The sequence below is a fragment of the Variovorax brevis genome, assembly GCF_030317105.1.
GTDB classification, from domain to species: domain Bacteria; phylum Pseudomonadota; class Gammaproteobacteria; order Burkholderiales; family Burkholderiaceae_C; genus Variovorax; species Variovorax brevis.
In genome coordinates this window covers 391,137-411,597 of the sequence record NZ_JASZYG010000005.1, presented here as the reverse complement: position 1 = coordinate 411,597, position 20,461 = coordinate 391,137, and the positions used below count along the sequence as shown (strand labels likewise).

At 65.8% G+C, this 20,461-nt stretch carries 19 protein-coding genes; 10 read left to right on the top strand and 9 right to left on the bottom strand.

What is annotated here, in order from left to right; all coding sequences use genetic code 11:
- Nucleotides 1–15: 15 nt before the first annotated feature.
- Together QTI66_RS18370 and QTI66_RS18365 are read left to right on the top strand one after the other, a co-directional pair.
- Nucleotides 16–411 carry a hypothetical protein gene (locus QTI66_RS18370; protein WP_286561270.1) on the top strand — a complete coding sequence of 132 codons (396 nt, stop codon included), beginning with the start codon at nucleotides 16–18 and terminating at the stop codon, nucleotides 409–411.
- A gap of 56 nt (nucleotides 412–467) precedes the next feature.
- Nucleotides 468–1,331: an alpha/beta fold hydrolase gene (locus tag QTI66_RS18365; protein ID WP_286561269.1), complete on the top strand. Its 864-nt coding sequence runs from the start codon at nucleotides 468–470 to the stop codon at nucleotides 1,329–1,331.
- Between the two features lie 6 nt (nucleotides 1,332–1,337).
- On the opposite strand, the gene QTI66_RS18360 is transcribed toward QTI66_RS18365, so the two are convergent.
- The 3 genes from QTI66_RS18360 to QTI66_RS18350 form a co-directional block, all read right to left on the bottom strand.
- Nucleotides 1,338–2,006, bottom strand: a complete 669-nt coding sequence (locus tag QTI66_RS18360; protein WP_286561268.1) for a PA4824 family protein — start codon at nucleotides 2,004–2,006, stop codon at nucleotides 1,338–1,340.
- 156 nt (nucleotides 2,007–2,162) lie between these two features.
- Nucleotides 2,163–3,170, bottom strand: coding sequence for a response regulator transcription factor (locus tag QTI66_RS18355; protein ID WP_286561267.1), 1,008 nt, complete (start codon nucleotides 3,168–3,170; stop codon nucleotides 2,163–2,165).
- The gene (locus QTI66_RS18350; RefSeq protein WP_444815015.1) at nucleotides 3,167–6,625 is read right to left on the bottom strand and encodes a hybrid sensor histidine kinase/response regulator; all 3,459 of its coding nucleotides are present in this window, start codon (nucleotides 6,623–6,625) and stop codon (nucleotides 3,167–3,169) included. Before QTI66_RS18350 ends, QTI66_RS18355 begins: the two co-directional genes overlap by 4 nt.
- Before the next feature lie 80 nt (nucleotides 6,626–6,705).
- Here QTI66_RS18350 and QTI66_RS18345 point away from each other — a divergent pair, with 80 nt between their 5' ends.
- The 5 genes from QTI66_RS18345 (at nucleotide 6,706) to QTI66_RS18325 (ending at nucleotide 10,629) form a co-directional block, all read left to right on the top strand.
- Entirely contained in the window at nucleotides 6,706–7,008 is a 303-nt protein-coding gene (locus QTI66_RS18345) for an urease subunit gamma (RefSeq protein ID WP_286561265.1), read from the top strand.
- A 36-nt stretch (nucleotides 7,009–7,044) separates the two neighbouring features.
- Nucleotides 7,045–7,653 carry a HupE/UreJ family protein gene (locus QTI66_RS18340; protein ID WP_286561264.1) on the top strand — a complete coding sequence of 203 codons (609 nt, stop codon included), beginning with the start codon at nucleotides 7,045–7,047 and terminating at the stop codon, nucleotides 7,651–7,653.
- Nucleotides 7,654–7,656: 3 nt separating this feature from the next.
- Nucleotides 7,657–7,962 (top strand): urease subunit beta, encoded by a 306-nt coding sequence (locus QTI66_RS18335; protein ID WP_286561263.1) that lies wholly within the window; start codon nucleotides 7,657–7,659, stop codon nucleotides 7,960–7,962.
- Nucleotides 7,963–9,681, top strand: a complete 1,719-nt coding sequence (gene ureC, locus QTI66_RS18330; protein WP_286561262.1) for an urease subunit alpha — start codon at nucleotides 7,963–7,965, stop codon at nucleotides 9,679–9,681. It abuts the gene before it with no gap.
- Between the two features lie 69 nt (nucleotides 9,682–9,750).
- Complete coding sequence (locus QTI66_RS18325; protein ID WP_286561261.1) at nucleotides 9,751–10,629, top strand: SHOCT domain-containing protein; 879 nt, start codon at nucleotides 9,751–9,753, stop codon at nucleotides 10,627–10,629.
- A 20-nt stretch (nucleotides 10,630–10,649) separates the two neighbouring features.
- Here QTI66_RS18325 and QTI66_RS18320 read toward each other — a convergent pair whose 3' ends face one another.
- Both QTI66_RS18320 and QTI66_RS18315 read right to left on the bottom strand, forming a co-directional pair.
- A complete protein-coding gene (locus QTI66_RS18320; protein WP_286561260.1) occupies nucleotides 10,650–11,042 on the bottom strand; it encodes a type II toxin-antitoxin system death-on-curing family toxin in 393 nt (130 codons plus the stop codon).
- Nucleotides 11,039–11,266, bottom strand: a complete 228-nt coding sequence (locus QTI66_RS18315; protein ID WP_286561259.1) for an AbrB/MazE/SpoVT family DNA-binding domain-containing protein — start codon at nucleotides 11,264–11,266, stop codon at nucleotides 11,039–11,041. The genes QTI66_RS18320 and QTI66_RS18315 overlap by 4 nt, the downstream gene beginning before the upstream one ends.
- A gap of 65 nt (nucleotides 11,267–11,331) precedes the next feature.
- Here QTI66_RS18315 and ureE point away from each other — a divergent pair, with 65 nt between their 5' ends.
- The 3 genes from ureE (at nucleotide 11,332) to ureG (ending at nucleotide 13,370) form a co-directional block, all read left to right on the top strand.
- The gene (ureE, locus tag QTI66_RS18310; RefSeq protein WP_286561258.1) at nucleotides 11,332–11,937 is read left to right on the top strand and encodes an urease accessory protein UreE; all 606 of its coding nucleotides are present in this window, start codon (nucleotides 11,332–11,334) and stop codon (nucleotides 11,935–11,937) included.
- A complete protein-coding gene (locus tag QTI66_RS18305; RefSeq protein WP_286561257.1) occupies nucleotides 11,937–12,629 on the top strand; it encodes an urease accessory protein UreF in 693 nt (230 codons plus the stop codon). The genes ureE and QTI66_RS18305 overlap by 1 nt, the downstream gene beginning before the upstream one ends.
- Before the next feature lie 90 nt (nucleotides 12,630–12,719).
- The gene (gene ureG, locus QTI66_RS18300) at nucleotides 12,720–13,370 is read left to right on the top strand and encodes an urease accessory protein UreG (RefSeq protein ID WP_286561256.1); all 651 of its coding nucleotides are present in this window, start codon (nucleotides 12,720–12,722) and stop codon (nucleotides 13,368–13,370) included.
- Here the strand turns inward: ureG and QTI66_RS18295 are convergent, their stop codons facing one another.
- Genes QTI66_RS18295 through QTI66_RS18275 form a run of 4 tightly spaced genes read right to left on the bottom strand, consistent with a single transcriptional unit; the run spans nucleotide 13,371 to nucleotide 20,218 of the window.
- Nucleotides 13,371–13,877, bottom strand: a complete 507-nt coding sequence (locus QTI66_RS18295; RefSeq protein WP_286561255.1) for a hypothetical protein — start codon at nucleotides 13,875–13,877, stop codon at nucleotides 13,371–13,373.
- Nucleotides 13,878–13,936: 59 nt separating this feature from the next.
- Nucleotides 13,937–15,415, bottom strand: a complete 1,479-nt coding sequence (locus tag QTI66_RS18290) for an efflux transporter outer membrane subunit (RefSeq protein WP_286561254.1) — start codon at nucleotides 15,413–15,415, stop codon at nucleotides 13,937–13,939.
- Entirely contained in the window at nucleotides 15,369–18,554 is a 3,186-nt protein-coding gene (locus QTI66_RS18285) for an efflux RND transporter permease subunit (RefSeq protein WP_286561253.1), read from the bottom strand. Before QTI66_RS18285 ends, QTI66_RS18290 begins: the two co-directional genes overlap by 47 nt.
- Complete coding sequence (locus QTI66_RS18275; protein WP_353506206.1) at nucleotides 18,551–20,218, bottom strand: efflux RND transporter periplasmic adaptor subunit; 1,668 nt, start codon at nucleotides 20,216–20,218, stop codon at nucleotides 18,551–18,553. Before QTI66_RS18275 ends, QTI66_RS18285 begins: the two co-directional genes overlap by 4 nt.
- Nucleotides 20,219–20,461 lie beyond the last annotated feature (243 nt).

Sequence of the window (20,461 nt, the reverse complement as noted above, 5' to 3'; positions counted from 1 at the left end):
GCGAAAGGATTGAACATGGCAGGTTGGATTTCAGTGTTGCAGTTGGTCCCCTGGTCGGACGTGATCAGCAACGCGCCCAAGGTCGCGGAGGCGGCCAAGAAGTTGTGGAACACCGCGTCGAAGAAGACGCCGCCCGATGTGCTTCCCGATACCCCCGCCAGCCCGCTCCTGTCGCCTGAAGCAAAGCTCGCCGACCTGCAGGCGCGCCTGGCCGCCACCGAGGCGGCGGTGGCCGACCTGCAAAAGCAGATGGTGGCGTCTTCTGAACTCATCACCACGCTCGCGGCGCAGAACACGCAATTGATTCAACGCGTGGAGCGCAATCGAATCAGAATGCTGTGGTTGTCCGCTGCCACTGTGGCGCTTGGCCTGCTCGCGATCATCGAGGTGTCCCTGCATCTCGCTCGCTGAGCGCACGGGTGTGGGACGGATCGATTTTTCCTTCCACTCCACCCCCAAAGGCGCCAATGAACGACAACAACACGCTTGCTTCGGCTGTTCCGGGTTTCAGCAGCCACGAAGCCGAAGTCAACGGCACACGCATCCACTATCGCGTCGGCGGCGAAGGGCCTGCGGTCGTGCTGCTGCACGGCTACGCCGAGACCAGCCACATGTGGAATCCCTTGATGCCCCTGCTGGCCAAGAACCACACGGTGATCGTGCCCGACCTGCGCGGCGCCGGCGATTCGTCCAAGCCCGAAGGCGGCTACGACAAGAAAAACATGGCCGTGGACATCCACGATCTGGTGAAGACGCTGGGAGTGCAACGCGCCAGCATCGTGGGCCACGACATCGGCCTGATGGTGGCCTACGCCTACGCGGCGCAGTTTCCCGGCGAGACAGAGCGCGTGGTGCTGATGGACGCCTTCCTGCCAGGCATCGGCACCTGGCAAGACGTCTGGCTGCTGCGCGACCTGTGGCACTTTCACTTCCACGGCGAGACGCCGCTGGCCCTGGTGGCGGGCCGCGAGCGCATTTACTTCGAACACTTCTGGAACGATTTTGCGGCCGATCGGACACGGTCATTGTCCGAAGCCGACCGCCAGTTCTACGCCAACGCCTACGCGCAACCCGGCGGCATGCGGGCCGGCTTCGAGTACTTCAAGGCTTTCGAGCGTGACGCCGCCGACTTCGCGAAACTGGCGACCACCCCTTTGACCATGCCGATGCTGGTGCTCTCCGGCGAGAAAGCGGGCGGCAGCTTCCTGATCGAGCAGGGCAAGCTGGTGGCGAAGGATGTCAAGGGCGTCATCGTCAAGGGATCGGGCCATTGGCTGATGGAAGAAGCGCCCGACCAGGTCATTCCCGCGCTGCTGGACTTCCTGGCCTGAGGCACATCAAGGCCGCTTGAACTCGTGGTTCAGGCCGACCACGAAGGCCCGGACTCCGTTGGGACCGATGCGCGCAAGGCTCACGTCAACGCTGATCAGCGGCGTGATGCTGTAGCGCAGGCCCGCGCGCGTGGTCGTGAGTTCGAATGCGCGGTTGTATTCGCCGATGAGCGAGAACTGCGGGTTCAGCGTCCATTCGATGGCAATGCCGGCGCGCGGGGTCCGTGCGCCGTCGCCGGGACTCCAGTCCTGCCCCAGATTGGCGTGGACAAAGAACGGCTCGCTGACGTGCCAGGTCACCGGCACGACCCACTGCGCGCCCCAGCGGCCGCCTTGCCTCAGGTCATGAAAGACACCGACTGACAGCGCTGCCGCCAGCACCGCATCGGGCGACTGCCCGAAGAAGGTCCACTTGACCTGCGGACCGAGCAGGTCAAGGCGGTCGTCAGTTCCGCGGAGAGCGTCGTAGTTGATGCCCAGCTCCACCGGGCCCACGCGGCAGGCCGGGCCGAGATGAAAGAAGTTGACGACCCTTCGGGTGGAATGCCCGGCCCAGATTTCGTACTGGCACTGCCCGGGGTCCAGCGTGCCTGCGTCGTCAACGTCGAAGTGGCCACCTGCTTGCGCGTGGCTGGCCAGCCATGCTGCGCCGAGGAAAGCCCACCATCGAGTCATCGTGCCTTTCGGGGGGTTTTTGCCCCTTTTTTGGCCGATTCTAGGGTTGAGACTTGTCAGCGCGATGAATCGCGCCAAACAGCGCTGTCGCTCTTTTTTGGCGTGGGCAGCGCAGGCGGATGCGCCCGTGGCAGAACGCGAACGCCACGCAGCAACTCAAAACTCGAACTGCGGCTGCAATTCGCGAATGCGTTTCATGGCCACGCCCGCGGCGGCCGTGCGCGTTTCGACGCCGAGCTTGACGTAGACGCGCTCCAAGTGCTTCTTGGCCGTGGCCGGGCTGCTGCCCAGGATCTCGCCGATGTCGCGGTTGGTCTTGCCCTTGACCACCCAGTAGAGCACCTCGGCCTCGCGCGCCGTGAGCTTCATGCTCAGGCTCATGGCCTCGATGACGGCGCGGTCGGACACCTCGCGCATGATGATCATCCACTCGGCGCCGTCGTCGTCGTGGCCGGTTTGCTGGTGCAGGCGCAGGCTGAGCCGCGCCGCACCGTGCTCGATGGACAGGGGCGGCGGCTCGGTGCCATCGACCGTTGCGGGCAGGTGCTGATGCAGCCACTGCAGCACGGCGGCAGGCGTCTCGGGTGCGCTGGTGCCGCAGTAGCGCTGCAGCAGGTCGCGCGCCAGCGAGGTCTGCCAGATCAGCCGCCCTTCAGGCATGCGCACGGTGATACTGGCATAGCCGAAGGCATCCAGTGCGTTGCGGGCCTGGCCGGCCTGCCGGGCCGCCTGCCGCGCCCTGCGCGCGCCCTGCAAATGCACGTTCATTCGCGCCAGCACTTCCTTGGGCTTGATGGGCTTGGTGACGTAGTCCACCGCGCCTGCTTCGAGCGCGGCGACGAGGTGTTCCGTCTCGGTCAGCCCCGTCATGAAAATGATCGGGATGTGCGCCGTGGTCGCATCGGCCTTGAGGCGGCGCGCGACTTCAAAGCCATCGAGGCCCGGCATCATCGCGTCGAGCAAGACGATGTCGGGCTGCGCCTGCACGGCGCGCGCCAGCGCGTGTTCGCCGTTGGTGGCCACCAGCACGGTGTAGCCGGATTCGTCCAGTGCGTCGTGCAGCACCGCGAGGTTGTCCGGCACGTCGTCGACGACAAGCACGAGGTCGCTGTTGCCGCCCGGATCGCGCAGGCTGTTGGCGAGCGAATTCGTTTCTGCGTTCATGGCGCACTCATGGCTTCTGCCAGCGATCGGCTCAGCGCGTCGAGCTCAAAGCGCCGCGCCAGCACGCGCTGCACTTCGGTCCAGGCGGCGCACTCGGGCTGGGCGCGATCGATCGCGTCGAGCTGGTTCATGATGCCGCGCAAGTAGCCCAGGCTCACCGCTTCTTCCAGCAAGCGGATGTGCTCGGCTGCGGGTTGCACGAGTGGCCCACGCGGTGCGGCGGCGACAGGCGCACGGACGCTGTCGCTCCAGGTGAGCGACAGCCGCCGTTCCAGCCAGTCGAGCAGTTCGCTGTGGCGCACCGGCTTGACCAGGAAATCTTCCGGCGTGATGCCCACGTCGTTGTCCAGCCGCTTGTCGAAGGCGTTGGCCGAGACGATGGCCACGGCCGCGTCGGGCAAGCCCAGGCGCTGTGCGCGACGAATGGTTTCCCACCCGTCGATACCAGGCATGGCGAGGTCGACGAACATTGCGTCGGGGCGGTAGCCGGCCGCGATCAGGTCGAGTGCATCGTGGCCGCTGGCAGCGGTGCGCAATTCGAAACCGAGCGGCGACAGCAGTTGCACCAGCAACTCCCGGTCGGCCTCTTCGTTGTCGACCACGAGCAGGCGACGGCGCGCGCCTTCATAGCCGCGACGCACACGCTGCTGCGCCGGCTTGCGCGCCACGGCAGCGGCGGCTTCGTGCACGCGTGGCAGGAACAGGCGAACCTGGAACACCGAGCCTTCGCCCGGCTTGCTTTGCACCGACATCTCGCCGCCCATCAGGTCGGTGAGCATCTTGGCGATGGTGAGCCCCAGCCCAGCGCCGGAAGACGACATGCCCGCCGTCGCGCCGCGTGTGAAGGGTTCGAACACGCGCTCGATTTCCTCGGCCGACATGCCGGGCCCGGTGTCTTCGATTTCCAGCGTGGCGAACTCGCGTGCATAGCGCAGGCGGAGCGTGACCTGGCCACGCGCCGTGAACTTGATCGCGTTGCCCAGCAGGTTGATGAGGATCTGGCGCACCCGCTTTTCATCGGCACGCACGACCTCGGGCAAGGTGCCGGAGGGCTCGAAGACAAAGGCGAGCCCCTTCTCTTCCGCCTGCAACTCGAACATGTCGGCCAGTTCCTGCATCGCTTGGGCAAAGCGCATCGGCCGGGCGTGCAGGGTGAGCTTGCCGGCCTCGATGTGCGCGATGTCGAGCGTGCCTTCGATGAGCGAAAGCAGATGCTCCCCGCCGCGCTTGATGACCGCCACGGCCTGCCGGCGATGCGGCGGCACCGACGCGTCCTCGCCCATCAATTGCGCATAGCCCAGGATGCTGTTGAGGGGCGTGCGCAGCTCATGGCTGATGGCGCTGATGTAGCGGCTCTTGGCTTGGTTGGCGGCTTCCGCGTTTTGCTTGGCCTCTTGCAGCGCGCGATCGGTCTCGCGGTGCAGTTCGATTTCGCGCATCAGCAAATGCGTCTGGCGGTTCGACTCTTCCTGCGCCACCCGCCGACTCTGATGCGCCAGCACCAGCCACCACGCGACGATGCCGGCAATGACGAGAAGCGCCATGTAGGCCTTCATGAACCCGGAGCGCAGGGCCGCGGACGGGCCTTCGGGCAAGCCGGTGTCCGCCAGCGCCAGGAGCTCCTGCCGGTAGAGCACGCCGAACACCATGGCCAGCAGGGGCACGATGATCAGCATGAGCAGCATGAAGTGGCCCAGGCCCGTGTCCAGGTAGCGCCAGCTGCGCTTCGGAAGGAACCAACGCAGGACGGCAGACCACTGCGCCGACAGGCTGGCGTGCGGCTTGCACAGGTCGCCGCAACGCGCGTCGAGCGTGCAGCAGAGCGAGCAGATGGGGCCCTGGTAGGCGGGGCAGTGCGCCATGTCGGGGCCTTCGTATTCGCGCTCGCAGATCACGCAGCGCTTGACCGCCAGCCGCTGATAGCCACCAGCGCCCTCGCCCGTTCGCGCGAGGTAGTACTTGCCGCGCGTCGCCCATGCGATGAGAGGCGCTGCAACGAAGGCAGTGCCCAACGCGATCAGCGCCGAGAAGGCCTGCGCCAGCGGCCCGAACACGCCGAGATAGGCCGTGATCGACAGCACCGACGCCAGCGCCATCGCGCCCACGCCCACCGGGTTGATGTCCCACAGATGCGCGCGCTTGAACTCGATGCCCGGCGGTGACAAACCCAGCGGCTTGTTGATGACCAGGTCCGCCACCACGGCCATCATCCATGCGATGGCGATGTTGGCGTACAGGCCCAGCACGTCGCCGAGCGCATCGAACACGTTCATCTCCATCAGCATGAAGGCGATGAGCGTGTTGAACACCACCCACACCACGCGCCCCGGATGGCTGTGCGTGACGCGCGAGAAGAAGTTGCTCCAGGCCAGCGAGCCGGCATAGGCGTTGGTGACGTTGATCTTGAGCTGCGAGATGACGACGAAGAGCGCCGTCGCCCACACCGCCCAGCCGTAGTTCGGAAAGACGTACTCGTAGGCCGCGAGGTACATCTGGTTCGGGTCCACCGCCCGGTCCGGCGGCACCATGTGCGAGATGGCGAGGTAGGCGAGCAGCGCCCCGCCCAGCATCTTGAGCACGCCCAACACGACCCAACCCGGCCCGCCCGCCAGTACGCCCATCCACCAGCGGCCACGGTTGGCGTCGGTTCGCGCCGGCATGAATCGCAAGTAGTCAGCCTGCTCGCCCATCTGCGTGATGAGCGCGATGCCGACCGTGAGCGCCGCACCAAAGAGGGGAAGCTGGAATTCAGGCGAGGTGCTTCTCAGCCCGAAATAGTGCGTAATGCCGGAAAACGCACCAGGATCGCGCGCCAGCACATAGACGAAGGGAACGACCAGCATCACGAGCCAGATCGGCTGCGTCCACAGCTGAAGCCGGCTGATGGCCGACACGCCGTGCGTCACCAGCGGGATTACGACCAGCGCGCAAACCAGGTAGCCCCATGCCGGCGGAATGCCCAGCGCGAGGTCCAGCGCATAGGCCATCACCGCCGCCTCAAGCGCGAAGAAGATGAAGGTGAAAGACGCGTAGATCAGCGAGGTGATGGTCGAGCCGATGTAGCCGAAGCCCGCGCCGCGGCTGAGCAGGTCCATGTCGACGCCGTAGCGCGCCGCGTAGATGCTGATCGGCAGCCCTGCCAGAAAGATGATCAGCCCGGTGCACACGATGGCCCAGAAGGCGTTCACGAAGCCGTACTGCACCAAAAGGGTGGCCCCGACCGCCTCGAGGATGAGGAAGGACGCCGCGCCGAAGGCCGTGTTCGCCACGCGCCATTCCGACCACTTGCGAAAGCGCTGCGGCGTGTAGCGCAGGGCGTAGTCTTCCAGTGTCTCGCTGGCCACCCAGCTGTTGTAGTCGCGCCGGATCTTGACGATGCGCTGCGGTGCTTCGTCGGGGTCGGAAGCGGCTGGGACGACAGGCAAGGGGGGCGAGTTCACGCCGATACGGTGCAACAGTCGTGCCGACCCGCCGCATTCGCCATGGAAGGCACGACTGTTGCATTCACGCAAAGCAGCCGATAACGTCAGACCCCATGGAACTCACACCCCGAGAAAAAGACAAGCTGCTGATCTTCACAGCCGCCCTGCTCGCCGAACGCCGCCGCGCACGCGGCCTGCGGCTGAACTACCCCGAGGCCGTCGCCATGATCTCGGCAGCCGTGATGGAAGGCGCACGCGACGGCAAGAGCGTGGCGGCGCTGATGAGCGAGGGCCGCACCGTGCTCACCCGCGCCGACGTGATGGACGGCGTGCCGGAGATGATCCCGGACATCCAGATCGAAGCGACCTTCCCGGACGGCACCAAGCTCGTGACGGTGCACCAACCCATTGTCTGAACGGCCTGAACAACAACAACGCTGGAGAACTTCCTGATGCGCATCCAACGCCTTGCCCTTGCGACCCTGACTGCCGCCGCTACCGCCCTGCCCCTTGCTGCCTCGGCCCACGTCGGTGTCGATGGTGCGGCCCATCACGCGGCCAGCTTCGTGCAGGGTTTCGTGCATCCCTTCATCGGCATGGACCATCTGGCCGCGATGGTCGGCGTCGGCTTGTGGAGCGCCCTGGCTGCGCGCGGTGCGCGTGACCTGTTATGGGCGCCGCTGGGCTTTGCGGCGATGCTGCTCGCCGGTGCGCTGCTCGGGCTGGGCGGCCTGCAGGTGCCGGGGGTCGAGCCGATGATCGCGGCGTCGCTGCTGGTGATCGGCCTGCTGGTTGCCACGCGCTTGCGGCTGCCGGGCCCGGTTGCGGCGGCTGCGGTCGGCGCTTTTGCGTTGTTCCATGGCGTGGCGCACGGCTACGAACTGTCGGGTGACAGCAGTGCTCCTTTGGCTGTGGCCGGCATGGTGCTGGCGACCGCGTTGCTGCACGTCGCAGGCATCGCCATCGGATGGACCTTGCGCCAGCGCGGCACGCTTTTGCCGCGCGTGGCCGGTGGCGCGGTGGCGGTTTTCGGTGTTGCGCTCCTCACGCAGGTGGCCTGACACATGATCCCCGGCGAACTCCTCACCGACAACGGCGAGCACGCGCTCAACCCCGGCCGGCGCACCGTCACGCTGGTCGTGCAAAACACCGCTGACCGCCCGATCCAGGTTGGCTCGCACTATCACTTTGCCGAGACCAATGGCGCGCTCGGCTTCGACCGCGAAGCGGCTCGCGGCATGCGGCTGAACATCGCATCCGGCACGGCCGTGCGCTTCGAGCCGGGCCAGCAACGCACGGTGGAACTGTGCGATTTCGCGGGCGACCGCATCGTCTACGGCTTTCGCGGCCTCGTTCAAGGAAAGCTATAGATGGCCACCATTGGACGGCGTGCCTACGCCGAAATCTTTGGCCCGACGGTTGGCGACCGCGTGCGCCTGGCCGACACCGACCTCGTCATCGAAGTCGAAGAGGACTACACCCTGCGCGCCGGCGGCTACGGCGAGGAAGTGAAGTTCGGCGGCGGCAAGACCATCCGCGACGGCATGGCGCAATCGCAGCGCACGCGCGCCGAAGGCACCGTCGACACGGTCATGACCAATGCGCTCATCATCGACCACTGGGGCATCGTCAAGGCCGACATCGGCCTGCGCGACGGGCGCATCGTCGCCATCGGCAAGGCGGGCAACCCCGACGTACAGCCGGGCGTGGACATCGTCATCGGACCGGGCACGGAAGTGATCAGTTGCGAAGGCAACATCGTGACGGCCGGCGGCATCGACAGCCACATCCACTTCATCTGCCCTCAGCAGATCGAGGAGGCGCTGGCCTCGGGCGTGACCACCATGCTCGGCGGCGGCACCGGCCCCGCAACGGGCACCTTTGCGACCACCTGCACGCCGGGTCCGTGGCACATCGAGCGCATGCTGCAAGCGGCCGATGCATTTCCGATGAACCTCGGCTTTCTCGGCAAGGGCAATGCGAGCCTGCCTGCCGCGTTGCACGAGCAGGTCAACGCCGGCGTCATCGGCCTGAAGCTGCATGAAGACTGGGGCACCACGCCCGCGGCCATCAGCAACTGCCTGGACGTGGCGGACGACACCGACACGCAGGTTGCGATCCACAGCGACACGCTCAACGAATCGGGCTTCGTGGAGAACACGATTGCGGCGTGCAAGGGCCGGTCGCTGTGCGCCTTTCACACCGAAGGCGCGGGCGGGGGCCATGCACCCGACATCCTGCGCGTGGTGGGCGAGCAGAACTTCCTGCCCTCGTCCACCAACCCGACGATGCCCTACACCGTGAACACGCTCGACGAACACGTCGACATGCTCATGGTGTGCCATCACCTCGACGCCGGCATCGCCGAAGACCTGGCCTTTGCCGAATCGCGCATCCGCAAGGAAACCATCGCTGCCGAAGACATCCTGCACGACTTGGGCGCCATCAGCATGTTCAGCTCCGACTCGCAGGCCATGGGCCGCGTGGGCGAAGTGATCATCCGCTGCTGGCAGACCGCCCACAAGATGAAGGGCCAGCGCGGCAAGCTGCCCGGCGACAGCGAACGCCACGACAACTTCCGCGCCAAGCGCTACATCGCCAAATACACGATCAACCCGGCCATCTCGCACGGCATCTCGCATGAAGTGGGCAGCGTCGAGGTCGGCAAGTGGGCGGACCTCGTGGTGTGGAAGCCGGCCTTCTTCGGCGTGAAGCCTTTTGCGGTGATCAAGGGCGGCACGATTGCGATGGCGGCCATGGGCGACCCGAATGCGTCGATCCCCACGCCGCAGCCGGTGCACTACCGGCCGATGTTCGGCTCGTTCGGCGGTTCATTGGCCAAGAGTTCCCTCACCTTCCTCTCGCAGGCCGGCATGGCGGCGGGCGTGGGCGAGCGCTACGGCCTGAAGAAGACGCTGAGCGCCGTGCGCAACATCCGCGGCGTGCAGAAGCAGCACATGGTGCACAACAGCTACGCGCCCAAGATGGAGATCGATGCGCAGACCTATGCGGTGCGTGCCGATGGCACCCTTTTGGTGTGCGAGCCGGCGACCTCGCTGCCGATGACGCAGCGTTACTTCTTGTTTTAAAGACCGCATCAAGACAGTGTCTTGTCGAAGCCCGACAATCGCGCCCCCTCCCCTTCGACCTGACACTCCATGCGACAACTCTCCCCCGCCGGCCAACAGGTCATCAACGACATCGCGCAGCGCAACGGCTTCAGCGTGGATGCGACGCTCAGCATGCTGGACTCGGTGATCAACGGCAACGGCAGCCAGGCCCAGTTCAACCACCCCGAGTTCTCCGGCTCCGGCCAGTGGATGCGCGGCGGCATGATCATGCTGTCGGACATGTTCAACAACTACCTGAAGGGCCGCGTGGACGGCCTTTGCAACGACCTGTCGAACCTGGTGGCGAGCCAGCCCGATCTGGTGCGCACCGGCAGCTTCCAGTCGCAGAGCCAAGGCAACGGCTACAACAGCGGACAGGCGCAGACCAGCTATGGCGGCGGCAACAGCCAGCAGCAAGGCAGCGGCGGCTTCGGTGCCAACAGCCTGTTCGTGCCGGGCACGAGCAACGACTGGTGGCCTTCGGATCTGCGCTTTCCGAACAGCACCGGCGCGCAGAACGGCGTTCGATACGCCTACTTTGCGCAGGCGCGGCGCCTGGCCATCGAAGTCAACGGCCGCGTCACGGTGTACGACACGCTCGATCATCAGATCGGTGGTTTCGGGCAGCAGCAGTCGTACGGCGCTACGCTGAGCTTCAACAGCCAGTATGGTTTGATCGACGTGGCGAGCTTGCCCGTGATTTCGGTCGATGGCGTGGCGCCCTACGTGGCACCGCCGGCGCCTGCGTTCAACGAACAACCAGCCGCCGTCAGCAGCAGCAACTACGGCAACGGCAACAACGCCCCGACGGGCAACCAGCAGGACATCTTCGCCACCATCGAACGCCTCGCCGACCTGCGCGCCAAGGGCATCCTCAGCGACGAAGAATTCGCCAACAAGAAGGCGGAGTTGCTCAGCCGGGTATGAGGCAGGCTCGTTGAATGATTTCAGCGTTGCCGTGGCTGCATATGCTCGCGAATCCAGCCCGCAAAGGCAGGCTCATCGATCTCACTGGCGGCCACCGCCAACACGGTCAATGTCGCCTCGGCTTGGGAAACCACCAGCCGGTGCCCGTTGAGCGCGAGGCACAAGCCAACCGCAAGGAATGCAGCCCGCTTGTTTCCATCGACGAACGGGTGGTTTTTTGCAACTCCGACCCCATACGCCGCTGCAAGTTCGGCAAGGTCCGGCTCCCCATAAGCCACAAGATTGAGCGGACGAGCCAGCGCCGACTTCAGCAGGCCCTCGTCGCGAATACCTGGCGCACCGCCGTGCTCTGCAAGACTCTCTTCATGCAGCAACAACAGCGAGCGCCGATCTACCCATCGCCACTCGCTCATTTGGCCAACTGGTGGAACGTGTCGCGGAACTCGCGCATGAACTCGCGGCCCAGTTTCAACTGTTCCGCGAGGTCAGGATCGTATGGCGTCAACGTGTACCCTCCGTTGGCCGCCTCGCTCACGAAGAGCGTGTCGCCCTTTTCCACCTTCATGTATGTCAGCATTTCCTTTGGAAGAATGACGCCGACGGAATTGCCGACCTGTGTGAGCTTGACTGTGGCCATTGACGCCCCCTGAAGTTATAACGGTTGTTATATTATCAGCGCTTCTCCCAGTCGATCAAGACCCCATGCTCACTGCCAACAAACTCATGCCCCAAGGCAAGGGCCTCGCGCCCGTGCTGATCAAGCGCGCATCGACCATCGAACTCGACTGGGACGTCCGCCAGAAAAGCCGCTTCGATGTCACCGACTCGCAAGGCCGCCAGATCGGCGTCTTCCTGCCCCGCGGCACGTCCGTGCGCGGCGGTGACGTGCTGGTTGCGGAAGACGGCTCGCTCGTGCGCGTCATCGCCGCGCCGCAGCCGGTGCTGGTCATCACGCACTGCACGCAGCACGGCACGCCTTTCGACTTGACACGTGCCGCCTACCACCTGGGCAACCGCCACGTGCCGATCGAGCTCAAGCCCGATCACCTGAAGATCGAGCCGGACCATGTGCTGGCAGGCATGCTGCGTTCGATGCACCTGATCGTGCGCGAAGCCAATGAAGCCTTCGAGCCGGAAGGCGGGGCGTATGGGGGCCACGGACACGCGCACGGCGCCCATGAAGGCGCGGCACCCGTCGGACCGGTGCTGCATCCTGACGCGTATGGCGGATCGCATTCACACGGCCATGACCACGATCACGACGACCACTTGCACGATCACTCCCACGGCCACGGACATTCGCATTGATGCCTGACGACCCGCCCCGCGAGCAGCCCGCATCCAGCCTCCTGCAACTTATCTGGCTCGCTTCGCCGGCGTTGCCCGTCGGCGGCTTCTCGTATTCCGAAGGCGTGGAGTCGGCGGTCGAACTGGCCGGCGTCACCCACGAAGCGGCTGCCGCGGACTGGCTCGTCGACCAGCTGCACCTGAGCCTTGCACGCGGCGACCTGGCCGTGGTCGCACAGGCCATCGCGGCGTGGCGCGCGGTGGACCGGGCACGCGTCCATGCGCTCAACGCGTGGGTGCTGCAAACGCGCGAAACATCCGAGTTCCTGCTGCAGACCGAACAGATGGGCCGCTCTTTTCTCGAATGGCTCAAGCTCCATCACGAAGACGCCGCGGCGATGTTCGACGGCTTGCCCATCACCTACCCGGTGGCCTTCGCCTTTGCGGCGGAGCGCGCCAACGCGACGGTGCGCGACGGCTGCCTGGCTTTCGCCTTCGGCTGGGCCGAGAACATGACCGGCGCGGCCGTCAAGGCGGTGCCGCTCGGCCAGAGCGCCGGCCAGCGCATCCTCGGGCGCCTGGCCGCCGAAATTCCCGACGCGGTAGAGCGGGCGATGGCCTTGTCCGATGATGAGCGCCAAGCCTTTTCCCCGATGCTTGCCATCCTGTCTTCGCGCCACGAAACCCAGTATTCCCGCCTCTTCAGAAGCTAAAACATGAACCCCCACGCTCATCACTTCGTGTATTCGCTGCCCCCCGAGGGGGCGCTTGCCTCGCTAGAGGCGGCTCGTCGCTAGGCAAACATGTCCTCCGCCCTTCACCACATCCCCAACCGCACCAAGAGACTCCCGCCCCTTCGGGTCGGCATCGGCGGCCCGGTCGGCTCGGGCAAGACGACCTTGCTCGAAATGCTCTGCAAGACGATGCGCGACAAGTACGACCTTGTCGCCATCACCAACGACATCTACACCAAGGAAGACCAGCGCCTGTTGACCGTCGCGGGCGCGCTGCCGGCCGAACGCATCATGGGCGTGGAAACGGGAGGTTGCCCGCACACGGCCATTCGCGAAGACGCATCGATCAACCTGGAAGCCATCGACCGCATGCTGGTGGACTTTCCCGATGCGGACGTGGTGTTCGTGGAGAGCGGCGGCGACAACCTTGCCGCCACCTTCAGCCCGGAGTTGAGCGACCTGACGATCTACGTCATCGACGTGGCGGCCGGCGAGAAGATCCCGCGCAAGGGCGGGCCCGGCATCACCAAGAGCGACCTCTTCGTCATCAACAAGACCGACCTGGCACCCTACGTGGGCGCCGACCTCTCGGTGATGGAAAGCGACACGCAACGCATGCGCAAGAAGAAGCCCTACGTGATGACCAACCTCAAGACGCTCACGGGCGTGGCCGAGGTCGTGGCTTTCATCGAAGAGCGCGGCATGCTGGCCAGTGACTGATCAGAGCGTGCTGTCGTCCTTGCGCTCGCGCGCCGCATACACGATGCGCACGGCGGCATGGCGCGGGTCGCCCATGCGCTGCGCGTAGACATCGACGCCGCCTTGCGACCAGGCCGCGTATTGGCTGGCGCCATCGGTGGACGCCAGTTCCTGGCCGAAGCTGCCACGTCCCCACGACACGATCTCATTGAAGGCCTGCGCGCCGAGGTCGGGTTCGCTGGTCGCCGAGGCCGAAAACTCCACGCGCTGCAGTCGGGCACCCGCGAAATAGAAGGTGGGCGCAAGCGGCAAGCCGCCCACCACCGCCGGTGCGCCACGCCAGGTGCCGGCCAACCCACCCGACAGCCGCTGCGGCCGGGGCACGCGTTCAGCCGAGGGCACCGCCGCACGCAGTTCGTCCACCGTCATGCCCATGTGCACGCCCTCGGGCAATGATTGCGCGTGGGCCAGCACGGCGGCGAATGACAGGAACAGGGCAGACGTGAAAAGGCGAACAGGGCGTCGCATGGCGCAGGCACAAGAAGATGGGGACGGCCAAGCATACCGTCCGGGCAATGGCGCAGCCTTCAACTCGCCTTTTCCGGCTTGGGCGCCTGCTGGTCCGCCAGGTCGACCCAGCCACCGCCCAGCGACTTGTACAGCGCCGTCGCCTGCAGCAACACCTCCGCCTGCGACTGCGCCAGTTGCAACTGCGCGGCGAACAGGCTGCGCTCCGCATCGAGCACCTCGAGATAGCTCGTGTAGCCGCCCTCGTAGCGCTTGCGCGCCAGGCGCGCGTAGTTGGCCAGCGCGTTGACCTGCAGTTGCGCAGCATCGCGCGCTTTCAAAGAGTCGGTGACGCCCACCAGCGCGTCCTCCGTCTCCCGAAAGCCCGTCTGCACCGCCTTGCGGTATTGCGCGAGGGACTGGCGCTGCGCCGCTTCGGCGCTCGTCACCTGGCCCGCGATGGCGCCCGCCGTGAAGATCGGCACGCTGACGTCCACGCCATAGGTCCAGATGCGCGCCGCACCGCCCGACAGGTCGGACAGTGAACGGCTCGCCGCACCGAACGCGCCGGTGAGCGAAATCGTCGGAAAGTAGGCCGCTTTCGCGGCGCCGATGCGCGCATTGGCGGCTACCAGCAATTGCTCCGCCTGCTGCAGGTCGGGCCGGCGTTCGAGCAGTTCCGAAGGCAGGTCGGCAGGCACCGGCGGCAAGGTGAGTTCATTGATCGCGCGGCCGCGTGCAATGGGCCCCGGATTGCGCCCCACGAGCACGGAGAGCGCGTTTTCCTGCTGGGCCGCGGATTGCTCCAGCAGCGGCAGCGTTCGCAAGGCAGACGCATATTCGGAGCGCGCCTGGCTCACTTCCACTTCCGACACCACGCCTCCCTTGAAGCGCTTTTCGAACAGCGTCAACGTGTCCTTGCGCAGGCCCAGCGTGTCGCGCGCCACTTCGACTTCGCGGTCGAGATCGCGCAGGTGCACGTAGCCGGCGGTGACGGCCGCCACCACCGACAGCACGGTCCCACGCCGAAACGCCTCGTTGGCTTGCAGGTCCGCAACCGCCGCCTCGGTCAGGCGGCGCGTGCGGCCGAACAGGTCGATCTCCCAGCTCGCCAGCAGATTCGCCTGCGCCGCGTTGTAGGGATTGATCCCCGGCGCGGGGCTGATCGTTTGCTCGCTGGCGCGCGTGCGGCTGCCTGTCACGTCGGCGCCAACTTGCGGAAAGAGCTGCGAGCGCGTCGTGCCCAAGGCGCCGTAGAACTGGTCCACCCGCGCTGCTGCCGCCACCACGTCGAGGTTGTTGGCCAGCGCCTCGGAGATCAGGGCGTTGAGTTGGGCATCGCCGAACTGTTCCCACCACGCGGTGTCGGAAGCCGTCGGGCTCACGTTCGTTTGCTGCGCCGCGCCGCGGTATTGGGCCGGCACCGGCACGTCCGGACGCTTGTAGTCGGGCCCGAGCATGCAACCGCCCAGCAGCGCGCCCAGCGCAAGTGCAACAGTTGCGCGTGGCGCTTCAGCGGGGCGCATCGCCAGCCCCCTCGCCTTCGACAGGCGCCGCATGTTCCGCCTTCTTGCCGCTGGTGCGCTCGCTCATCGTCTCCAGGCCCCAGAAGAACATCGGGATGAAGAAGATCGCAATGGCCGTGGCGCCCAGCATGCCGCCGATCACGCCCGTGCCCAGCGACTGCCGGCTGGCAGCCGACGCGCCGCTCGCAATGGCCAGCGGTATGCACCCCAGGATGAAGGCCAGCGAAGTCATGATGATCGGCCGCAAGCGCAGCCGCGCCGCACCGACCGCCGCGTCGTAGGCGGACATGCCTTCCTTGTGCCGCAGCTCGACCGCGAACTCGAAAATCAAGATCGCGTTCTTCGCGGCCAATGCGATGAGCACCGTGAGCCCGATCTGGAAATACACGTCGTTCTGGATGCCACGCAACCAGATCGCCACGATGGCGCCGAACAGCGCAAAGGGCACCGCCAGCAGCACGCCCAACGGCAAGGACCATTTTTCGTACTGCGCCGCCAGGATGAGGAACACCATCACCAGCGCAAACGCGAACACCAGGCCCGCCGTGGAGCCCGCCTTCTTTTCTTCATAGGCCTGCCCCGACCACGCAAAGGAGAAGCCTTGCGGCAAGACTTCCTTCGCGATCTGCTCCATCGCGTCGAGCGCCTGCCCCGAGCTGTAGCCCGGCGCGGGGCCGCCCGAAATCTTGGCCGCCGTGAAGTTGTTGAAGCGCGTGACGATGTCGGCGCCGACCACGTAGCGCGTGGTGGCCACCGCCTTCAGCGGCACCATCTTGCCTTCCTTGTTGCGCACGAACATGTTCTGCAGGTCTTCCGGCTTGGTGCGGTAGTTCGGCTCGGCCTGCAAGATTACCTGGAACAGGCGGCTGTTCTTGGGGAACTGGCTCACGTAGAGCGAGCCGAAGAGCGTTTGCAGCGTCGAATAGACGTCCTGCACCGGCACGCCCAGGCTCTCCGATTTGTCGCGGTCCACATCGATCATCAGTTGCCTGGATCGCGTGTTGATCGTCGAGTTCACGCCCGCCAGTTCAGGGCGCTGGCGCGACTTGGCGATGATCTCGCGCGTGATTTCTTCCACGCGCTGCAGCGGCGCATCGCCCTCGCTCTGCACCCAGAACTCGAATCCGCCCGTCGTGCCCAAGCCGGGTATCGACGGCGGGTTCACCGGGATCATCACGCTGTCCTGGTCCTTGCGGAATTCGGCCGCGGCATTGCGTATCAACGCATCCGCCTTGTCGGCCGGCGCCTGCCGCTCGGCAAAGCCCTTGAGCGACACGAAGAGCACGCCGGCGTTCGACTTGAGTTGCGAATCGATCAGGCTGAAGCCCGGCACCGCGGCCACCGCCTTCACCGCGGGTTGCTTGCTGAACCAGGCTTGCGCCCGATCGGTCGCGATCTCGGTGCGGTCGAGGCTGGCAGCGTCCGGCATGATCGCGGCCGTGAAGATGTAGCCCTGGTCTTCCTCGGGCAGGAAGGCCGAAGGCACCTTCCTGAAGAGCCCCATCATGATGACGATCATGCCCACGATGAGCAGCGCTGACACCAGCACGCGCTTGATCACCAACTGCGTCGTGTTGCTGTAGCCGTGGGTGAGCTGCTCGAAGCGCCGGTTGAACCAGCCGAAGAAGCCTCTCTTCTCGTGCGCCTCGCCCGCCTTCGGCGGCTTCAGCAGGATGGCCGCGAGCGCAGGCGACAGCGTGAGCGCCACCAGGCCCGAGAGCACCACCGACACCGCTATCGTCACAGCGAACTGCTTGTAGAGCTGCCCGGTGATGCCCGAGAGAAAGGCCACGGGAATGAACACCGCGCACAGCACCAGCACGATGGCGACCACGGGCCCGCTCACTTCGTCCATGGCCTTCTTTGCGGCGTCCTTGGGCGAGAGGCCGTACTCGGCCATGTTGCGCTCCACGTTCTCGACCACCACGATGGCGTCGTCCACCACGATGCCGATCGCCAGGATCATGCCGAACAGCGTGAGCATGTTGATTGAAAAGCCCATCGCCGTGAGCCCGATGAAGGCCCCGATGATGGACACCGGCACCGCCATGATCGGCACGATGGTCGCGCGAAAGCTCTGCAGGAAGATGAACACCACGATCACCACCAGCACCACCGCCTCGATGAAGGTGTGGATCACCTCGTTGATCGACTCCTGCACGAACTCGGTGGTGTCCAGCGCAATGTCGTAGTCCAGCCCTTGCGGAAAGGTCTTCTTCAGCTCGACGAGCGAGGCACGCACATCCTTGGCCACCTGCAGCGCATTGGCGCCAGGCTGCTGGTAGATCGCGATCAGCGTCGCGGTCTTGCCGTTGTACTTGGACCGGATCGAATAGTCCTTGGCGCCCAGTTCGGAGCGGCCGATGTCCTTCACGCGCACGATGGCGCCGGTGCCCTGCTGCGAGGCGCGCAGGATGATGTTGTCGAACTCCGAAGGCTCCGTCATGCGCCCCGAGGTCGCGACCGGAATGGTCTGCTGCACCGGCCCCGCCGTGGGCGATGCACCCAGCCGCCCGGCGGCGTATTGCTGGTTCTGCGCCGCCACCGCCTGCTGGATGTCGGTGGCCGTGAGGCCCAGGCTGGCCATGCGGTCGGGCTTGAGCCACAGGCGCATCGCGTAGTCGGGTGATCCAAAAATCGAACTCTGGTTGGCCCCCGGAATGCGCTTGATCGTGTCCAGCACATTGATGTTGGTGTAGTTCGCGACGTAGGTCGGGTCCTGGCTGCCATCGGGCGAAAAGATCGCCACGATCATCATGAAAGCCTGCGACTTCTTGGCCACCGACACGCCCTGCTGGCTCACGGCCGAAGGCAGCGTGGGCAGCGCGAGGTTCACGCGGTTCTGCACGTCCACCTGCGCGAGCGAGGGGTCGGTGCCGATCTGGAAGTACACCGACAGCGTCATGTTTCCCGTCGAGCTCGACGTGGAGTTCATGTACATCATGTTGTCGGCGCCGTTGACCTGCTGCTCGATGGGCGCGGCCACGTTCTGCGCCACCACTTCCGAGCTGGCGCCGGGGTACGTGGCCGACACCGAGATCTGCGGCGGCGTGATGTCGGGAAATTGCGCGATCGGCAGGTTCAGCATCGCCACGCCACCCGCCAGCACGAGGATGATCGAGATGACGCTCGCGAAGATCGGATGGTCGATGAAGAAGTGCGCGAACTTCATCGTGCCCCCGCCAGCGCGATGTCGACGCGACGCGCCAGTGCGGGGGATTCACCGCCGGTGATGTTGGCGGGCGCCTGCAAGGCGATGCGCTCGCGCGGCACGCCCGCGGCCACGAGCGCATCACGCACGGCTTGCGCGCGCTGCTTTGCAAGGTCCTTGTTGCGGCGGGCGTTGCCGGTGGCATCCACGTAGCCATTCAAGGTGACCTGCATGTTGGGCTGCGCCTTCATGGCGGAGGCAATGCCCAGCAGGCGCGCGCGGGCCGTGGCGTCCAGGCGCGTGTGGTTCGAATCGAAGAACACGGCGTCCTTGTCGGAGGTGGAAGCGGTCGCGGCGGGGCTTCCTGCGCTTCCTGCGCTTCCTGCGCTTCCTGCACCGCCCGGGCCACTCAATGCAGCCGGCGGCGCACTCATCGCAGGCGCTGCGGCCGACGTCGATGCGCCCGGCGTGCCCCCCGCAGCCGCGCCGGATGACGCCGCGCCAGGTGCCGCCATCGCCACCTTCTGCTGCGGCAAGGGTTCCGCAGGAACCTCCTTCACGCTCACCGGCACGCCGGGCGCCAGCCGCATGAAGCCATCCACCACCACGCGCTCACCGTCTTTCAGGCCACTGCTCACCAGCCATTGGTCGGCCAGCCAGTCGCCCGCGACCACAGGCCGCGGCTGTGCCTTCGATTCGCCGTCCACCGTCCACACAAAGGCGCCGCGCGGGCCTTGCTGAACGGCACGCTGCGGGACCACGATGGCGTTGGGCCGGGTGAAGCCGATCACGTTCACGCGCACGAACTGGCCGGGGCGCAAATGCCCTTCCGGATTGGGCACATCCGCGCGCAGCAGGAAAGTGCCTGTCTCCTGGCTGAACGCGGCGTCGGCAAAGGTGATGCGGCCCCGGGCAGGGAACACCGATCCATCGGCCAGCACCAGTTCCACCAGGTAATCGTCATGCGCGGCGCGCGTGAGCAAGCCCTTGTCCACCTCATCCTTCAGGCGAAGGCTCTCGTTTTCTGACAAGCTGAAGTTCACGCGCATCGGGTCGAGCTTTGCGACATAGGTCAGCAGGCTGTTGGCCGCGCTGACGAATGCGCCTTCCTGCACCTTGGCGAAGGACGACAGGCCCGCCAGAGGCGAGGTGATGGTCGTGTAGCCCAGGTTGAGCTGCGAGTCGGTCACCTTTGCGGCAGCGGCCTCCACCGCGGCGGCGGCGGCCTGCTCCTGCCCGGTGGCGTCGTCCAGGTCCTTGACGGCCAGCGCGTTGTCGGCCACCAGCGGCTTCACGCGCGCGAGATTGGCGCGCGCCGTTTTCAGCCTTGCCTGCTGCTGCGCAAGCTCGGCCTTCGCAGCCGTGAGGTCTGCGTTGAAGGGCTTGTTGTCCATCAGGAACATCACCTGCCCCGGCTTGACGAAGGCGCCTTCGGTGTACACGCGCTTCTCCAGGAAGCCGGTGACGCGGGCACGGATCTCCACCTGCTGCGAGCTCTCGGTCTGGCCGACGAAGTCGAAGGTGACAGGCACCAGCTGGGCCTTCACCGTGAGCACAGACACTGCGGTGGGTTGCGCTGCCGGCGCATGCGCTTCCTGCTTCTTGCAGGCCGCCATGAGCGCCATTGCAGGCAGCAAGACGAATGCCGCCCGACGCCACGTCGTCAAGCGCATGTTCAAGGCCATTGCAGCCTCCGCGGGGCCGCGGCCGTATCGCGCGTGACGACCGGCCAGATCTGCATCTGTTGGACCATGCGAACCCTCTCCGTCAGGCCGGGCTTGCGCCGCACTCGGTCAACGCAAAACTGCCGGCCAAGTTGGGAAACACTAGTCCGTTAATGTCACTACAAATGGCAGGATCGGGCAAGTACGCAATCGCGGGCCGATTTTTCGTTACGCGTCGAAGGGCTTGCCATGTGGGGGCGTCCC